The organism is Neobacillus drentensis, from assembly GCF_036966985.1.
Taxonomy (GTDB): domain Bacteria; phylum Bacillota; class Bacilli; order Bacillales; family Cytobacillaceae; genus Neobacillus; species Neobacillus drentensis_E.
This window is the reverse complement of record NZ_JBALSN010000628.1, coordinates 1-5764: the sequence shown is the minus strand read 5'-3', so window position 1 is coordinate 5764 and position 5764 is coordinate 1. Positions and strand designations below refer to the sequence as shown.

The 5764-nt window shown below is 36.1% G+C and carries 4 protein-coding genes and 3 pseudogenes; 1 reads left to right on the top strand and 6 read right to left on the bottom strand.

Features of this window, described 5'->3' with window-relative positions; genetic code table 11:
* Window positions 1-214: 214 nt before the first annotated feature.
* On the bottom strand, window positions 215-769 hold the full coding sequence (locus tag V7659_RS29390; RefSeq protein ID WP_335543577.1) for a TetR/AcrR family transcriptional regulator: 555 nt from the start codon (window positions 767-769) through the stop codon (window positions 215-217).
* A 79-nt stretch (window positions 770-848) separates the two neighbouring features.
* Window positions 849-1468: pseudogene (locus V7659_RS32210) on the bottom strand (aminotransferase class I/II-fold pyridoxal phosphate-dependent enzyme); the annotation flags it as partial.
* A 650-nt stretch (window positions 1469-2118) separates the two neighbouring features.
* Between V7659_RS32210 and deoC the strand changes: the two are divergent.
* On the top strand, window positions 2119-2784 hold the full coding sequence (gene deoC, locus V7659_RS29375) for a deoxyribose-phosphate aldolase (RefSeq protein ID WP_335543574.1): 666 nt from the start codon (window positions 2119-2121) through the stop codon (window positions 2782-2784).
* Between the two features lie 338 nt (window positions 2785-3122).
* Here the strand turns inward: deoC and V7659_RS29370 are convergent.
* From V7659_RS29370 to V7659_RS29355, 4 genes and pseudogenes are all read right to left on the bottom strand, one after another.
* Window positions 3123-3881: pseudogene (locus V7659_RS29370) on the bottom strand (sulfite reductase [NADPH] flavoprotein alpha-component); the annotation flags it as partial.
* Window positions 3882-4006: 125 nt separating this feature from the next.
* Window positions 4007-4816 (bottom strand): uroporphyrinogen-III synthase, encoded by an 810-nt coding sequence (locus V7659_RS29365; RefSeq protein ID WP_335543573.1) that lies wholly within the window; start codon window positions 4814-4816, stop codon window positions 4007-4009.
* Between the two features lie 52 nt (window positions 4817-4868).
* Window positions 4869-5483, bottom strand: coding sequence for an acyl-CoA dehydrogenase family protein (locus V7659_RS29360; RefSeq protein WP_335543572.1), 615 nt, complete (start codon window positions 5481-5483; stop codon window positions 4869-4871).
* Between the two features lie 62 nt (window positions 5484-5545).
* A pseudogene (locus V7659_RS29355) lies at window positions 5546-5764 on the bottom strand (acyl-CoA dehydrogenase); the annotation flags it as partial.

Sequence of the window (5764 nt, the reverse complement as noted above, 5' to 3'; positions counted from 1 at the left end):
ATTCAACTGTGTTTAAAAAGGCTGTGAGAAAAGCTTCCGGAACGGCAGCGGCTTCCTCAAAACTCATCCCATCCGGTATTTTCATCGCCATCTCTACGGGAATGACAACTTACAACTTTCTCTGAAATCGGGAAAAGCGATCAGTATAGTCTACAATTTTATACCAACAACCTTTAATTATTAGTGAAAGTAACGGTTGTTTGTGTGTAAGCTGCTATTTATCAGTAAGATTGCTTACTTGTTTCATAAAATCGGCGATAAGGTCCTTTCCAAGAACACGTTGGTATTGAAGAACCCCTTTACCAGCAGCCAAAATCATTAGGGCAAGTGAATCGACATCGACTGAAGATTGAAGGTCACCTTGTTCCTGTATTTCCCGGAGTATATTCGTAGTAATTAATAGTTCCTTTTCGCTTATTTCATTTACCTTTTTCTGCATTACCTCAGGCAAAGATTCAAAATCTGTTTGTAAGGACGAGATTGGGCAAATGTCATAACATCTAAAGCGTTCCATTCTGTCCGCAAAAAACATCTTTAGCTTCTCTTTTGGCGATATAGAGGCATTGCTATTCGAAAACCTATCTAATCGTTGCATGATCTTATCGATAATCGCCGCTCCTAGATCCTCCTTTTTCTCAAAATGATAGTGAATGCTTGCCTTTGTGACACCCAGTTGTTTAGAGATGTCATCGTAGCTAAACGCTACATACCCTTTTTGTTGAATCAACTCTAATGCTAAATCAATTATTTGTTCTTTTCGATTTTCCATAGTGTGATTTTAACTTACTAATAGGTAAGTGTCAACCTCCATGTGATATGACCTGCATGAACGGTAAAACTAGAGGACAGCCAATTCGCATCCGTGAAGCAACAATCTTTGATAAAGAGACAATATATAAGACATTTCCATTAGCATCCATCGTTTTTAGAGTGGTAACTTCTTCTCCTCTGCAAGATGTTAAACTAAATGGATCATCTTCCACTACAGGAATCCCATGTTGAGACGATATACCTAGTATAGCTTTCCTCTTTTTTTCCCTAAGTAAAGTCCTTGTAGGATTTTGAATAGAAGGGTTTAAGAATATCATTTAATTCAATGTTTCTTATTTAGATCCAATAATTCTTCTGGATTATTACCATCATTATCTACTGATAAATAATATGGTTTTATCCCGGCAGTTTTAAAAATTGGTAGATTAAAGCTAAAAGAAAGGGCTTCTATTGCTACTGCATCACCTGGCTTTAACAGACATTGAACCACTAAATGAAGAGCTTGTTGTGCTCCAGATGTAATTAATATGGAAGAAGGATTTGTCTCAATTCTCCGAAATAGCTTAACATGCTTTGTAATGGTTTCCCTGTTTTTCACGTTCCCTTGTGGATGATCATAACCTAAGCTACCAATAAATGATCTTGTAGTTGTAATCTGGCTTAAGAAATCCATAGGAAAAAGATCTTCTGATAATTTAATTTGATAAGTTTATGTTCTCCGCTTCTTATCGTTTCACTACCTCCTTTTTTATATCATTTATTATTTTTCTCTTTGTTTTTTTTAGTCGAACTGACATTCATAAAAAAATTACCTTTCTGGTTATTCGTCAATAGGTATAAAAGTGAATTCATTTTGTTTGTATTGGTATTATTGTTCAGTCCCCTGTGGGGATGAACTTCTACTCGAATAATGGACACTATTAAAAAAATCTAGGACCGGGGTGGGCTGGAAATTTTTAAAGTTTTCATCGCGTATTTAATAACTTTCGCCTTTAAAAATTAAAGCTGAAAACCTCATACAAGATGTGTACTAAATTTTCGGAACATAAATGGAAATTGAAAGATACTATCTTTCCCTCCTATATTGAAGAGCATCTCAGAAAAATAACCATCCAATTTTATAAAATTTTAACCATCCACTTATTTTAATGAATTCCACACGCCAATAAAACCTAGATAGAATCTGGTGAAAGTGAAAATGGAAGTGAATTGTATGAAATGTGACGATTTATCGAAATCTAAAATAAATGTTTACTTAAGTGATTTTCTTGTTATAATCGTAACGAATATTGTTGTTGGTCGTCTGACAACTATTATTCCTATTTATTTTGAAAGGGGCTGTTTCATTTGAATTATGCAAATTTAATTGATCATACATTATTAAAGGCGGACACAAAAAAAGAAGCGATTGTAAAGTTATGTGAAGAAGCTAAACAATATGGTTTCGCTTCTGTATGTGTAAACCCAACTTGGGTACAAAAGGCAGCAGAAATTTTAAAAGAAACAGATGTAAAGGTTTGTACAGTGATTGGTTTTCCATTAGGGGCCAATACCCCTGAAACAAAAGCGTTTGAGGTAAAAAATGCAATTGAGAATGGCGCTACGGAAGTCGATACAGTAATCAATATCGGGGCATTGAAAGATAAAAATGATGAACTGGTAGAGCAAGATATTCGTGTGGTTGTAGATGCTGCAAAAGGAAAAGCATTAGTTAAGGTAATAATAGAGGCGTGCTTATTAACAGAAGAAGAAAAAGTTCGCGCATGTGAATTAGCAGTAAAAGCGGGAACTGATTTTGTCAAAACATCAACTGGCTTTTCTTTGTACGGGGCAACAGTCGAGGATGTTGCAATAATGAGAAAAGCAGTAGGCCCAGACATCGGAGTAAAAGCCTCCGGCGGCGTTCGTGATCTTAACGATTTGAAAGCCATGGTAGAAGCGGGAGCAACAAGAATTGGTTCAAGCTCAAGTGTTGCCTTATTCACTGGTAAAGCAGACTCTACTGGTTATTAATAAAAACAAAGAGTTATTTTTTACGCTTAAAAAGCGACTTATATGATACATGTTGATAGTGATTATAAAGAAATCCTCGTGGTTGAACACGAGGATTTCTTACAAAGAATACATTGACCCCCCATGCTCATCAAGCTTAGAACCCTTGATATTTAAACTAAAAAGCTTCCACCTTTAATTTTTTTCAGAAGTATGTTAACACCCTTTAAAGTTTGCTTTTCTTCGTTCTAAGAATGAAGCTACACCTTCTTTGGCATCCTCCGTTTGAAATAACTTATTTATAACGGGATGGAGCATTTGAGCAGCTTTTTCTTCTCCTTCTATGATAGCTAATCGTGCATCTTTCTTAAAATAGAGATCATATCTTGAGCGGAACCGGTCCACCGTCCAAAATCACAAATTAAATCTAGCAAATCGCGGCCTTTCATGTACACTCTTAAACTGTACTCATTGCCAGTTGATACTAGGTCTTGTAAATCTTGATTTGCTGTAAGTTGCACTGCATGTTGAAGTAGCGGCTTCGTTAATACGGTAATTTCGAAATAAAAAGTGAGAGCTTCTCTAAGTCCAAGAAAATCTTCTTGCCTATTAAGGATTACACTTTCTTTCGGATTCCAGTTTGTTTCATTTAAAAGCAATTCTACAAGTGCCGGATCATTTTTAGGATAAATACCAACACTGTCCCCCGGTTCATATGTAAGATCGGATCCTTCTAACGATAACTCTAAGTGTCGAGTTTCTTTATTTGAACCTCTGCAATTCAAATTAATATTTTCTAATACTTCGGCCCTGAAGGGATTGTTTCTTGAATAGGCTGAATCTGTTGCTTAATGGGCAATAGATTCCTGAACAGGAATGGCACTTTCTCTTTGAGCTTCGTTTAAACTGCTTAAGACACCATCAATTCACTCATCTTCCGGCTCATCGTAATCAAGATCACAGTCAACACGCGAATGAAGTCGTAAACCGCCAAGTTCTTCAAGACGGGCATCAAATTCCTTTCCTGTTTGACGAAAGAACTCATATGAGGTATCTGGCTCCCCTACTCCCAATGAAATAACGCCTTCCATGCTATTCGCTAAGTCAAAGAAACGGCGAATACCTGAAGGTTTTTATTGTTCAGCCCTTGAAGAAAGATAGGATTTCACAATGTATACCACCATTCCCAATTATTTTATATTTTTATTAAGTAAATAGATTACTAGATGATGTAAAAATAACTTTAATGGTTATGGTAATAACGAGATAACTCGACAATCATAGCACCCATTCTCTCATGTTTAGGGACAAGCAACTCCTCAATACCTTCTTCACTTAATGCCTCCGCAGTTACTTTTCCAACAGCAACTGCTAGTATCTTCTTACTAAAAGCTTCCAAAATATCTTCCACGAACCCCTTCTCCCTAGCAAAGTCAAAAAGCGAACGGACTTGAATGGCAGTAGTAAAACAAACGGCATCGATTTTTTCTTCCAACAGCTCTTCACATAATTTTGAAACAGTTTCTGTTTCCGGGGGAATATGCTGGTATGGAAGAATCAATGATACATCTGCGCCTTTTTCTTCAAGAAATGTAATTAAAGCTGGCGCTTTTTCACCATGAAGTTGAACCATTACTCTTTTTCCCACAAACTCAAATCTATCTAAAGATTTTATTAAACTTTTGGTTGTGCCATCTTCATCTACTGCTAATGGCATAATCCCTAGCTTTTTTAATGTTGATAGTGTTTTATACCCTCTTGAAGCAATCTGGGATTGTTGAATCATGTTTATAAACGCTTGTTTCATCCCCTGTTTCTCCGCTATATCCAACAAAGTTTGTGTTCCAATTCCAGTTGTAAAAATAGCCCAATCTGTCCCCTTCTGGATAAGTTTCTTAAGATCCGGTCCGACCTCTTTTTCAGCTAAAAATACAGTGCCTTGAAGAGAACGGACTAATGGGACTCCTCCCTGTTTTTTAATAAGCATACTAATTTCTTCTGTATTACGCGATGCACCCAAAGCAATACGTTTACCTGTTAATCCTTTTACCATATTACTCCCCTCTTTCTATTTAATTTGTATTGTTAAAGATATGGTCAGAAAGCTACCAGAGTGTTTCTAATTGCATTATTGTTGGGCTTAAATTTACTAAGAAATAAGACTCTCTTAGCCTTCTAAACGTATCACCCCCTTGTATATATGCCTGCCCACCTGAATAAAGCATTTCTGCATGTACTACTTCTGGGGTTAACTTGGCTATATTAAGTCGGGTTAACAATATTTCCTTCCCTATACTTCTTAAATCCACATTGCGAGCATATTCATATGTTCTATCTCGTACGATCTGTAGTTTATTAATCAAGTCTGTTGGCTGTGGTTTTAAATGCTGATTTACTTCTATATTTTTCTTATGACTTTTTACAATCGATTCAATAGCAGCCTGTGAAACTCCTATTCCTAAAGGTATTTGGTAGAGTGCTAATATTGGACGGACTTTTGGTATAAATTCGTCCGCTTCTTCGGAGATAATCCATTTATCAGGGATAAACACATTATCAAAGAAACAGGAGTATGTTGCACTACCATTTAATCCTATATAATTAATTTTACTTTCTAAAACTAATCCTTCTACATTAACTGGAAGTGAACATATGATTCTTTGTTTTTCATTTAATGATGCTAGGATAACAAACCAGTGATCTTGATCCAAATTAGACACGTTAGGTAAGCTTCCACTTATCGTATATCCCCCGTCTGTCCTTTTAGCTTAAGCCAAATCTTCTACTTTATTGCGTTTGATAATCCAGTTCCAGCTAGGACATCTCCTAATTCAAATAATGGTAGTAAGTGGTTGTTGATAAATGGATTGTTGCTCAACCTGAAAGACGCCAAAGCAGCCAAGTGACACCATAATGTAAAAGCTGACTTCATGCAATACTTTGCTGTTTCTTCTATTATATATAGCTCTCTACAGCGGACATCTTCCTTTTGTAAAAAGTT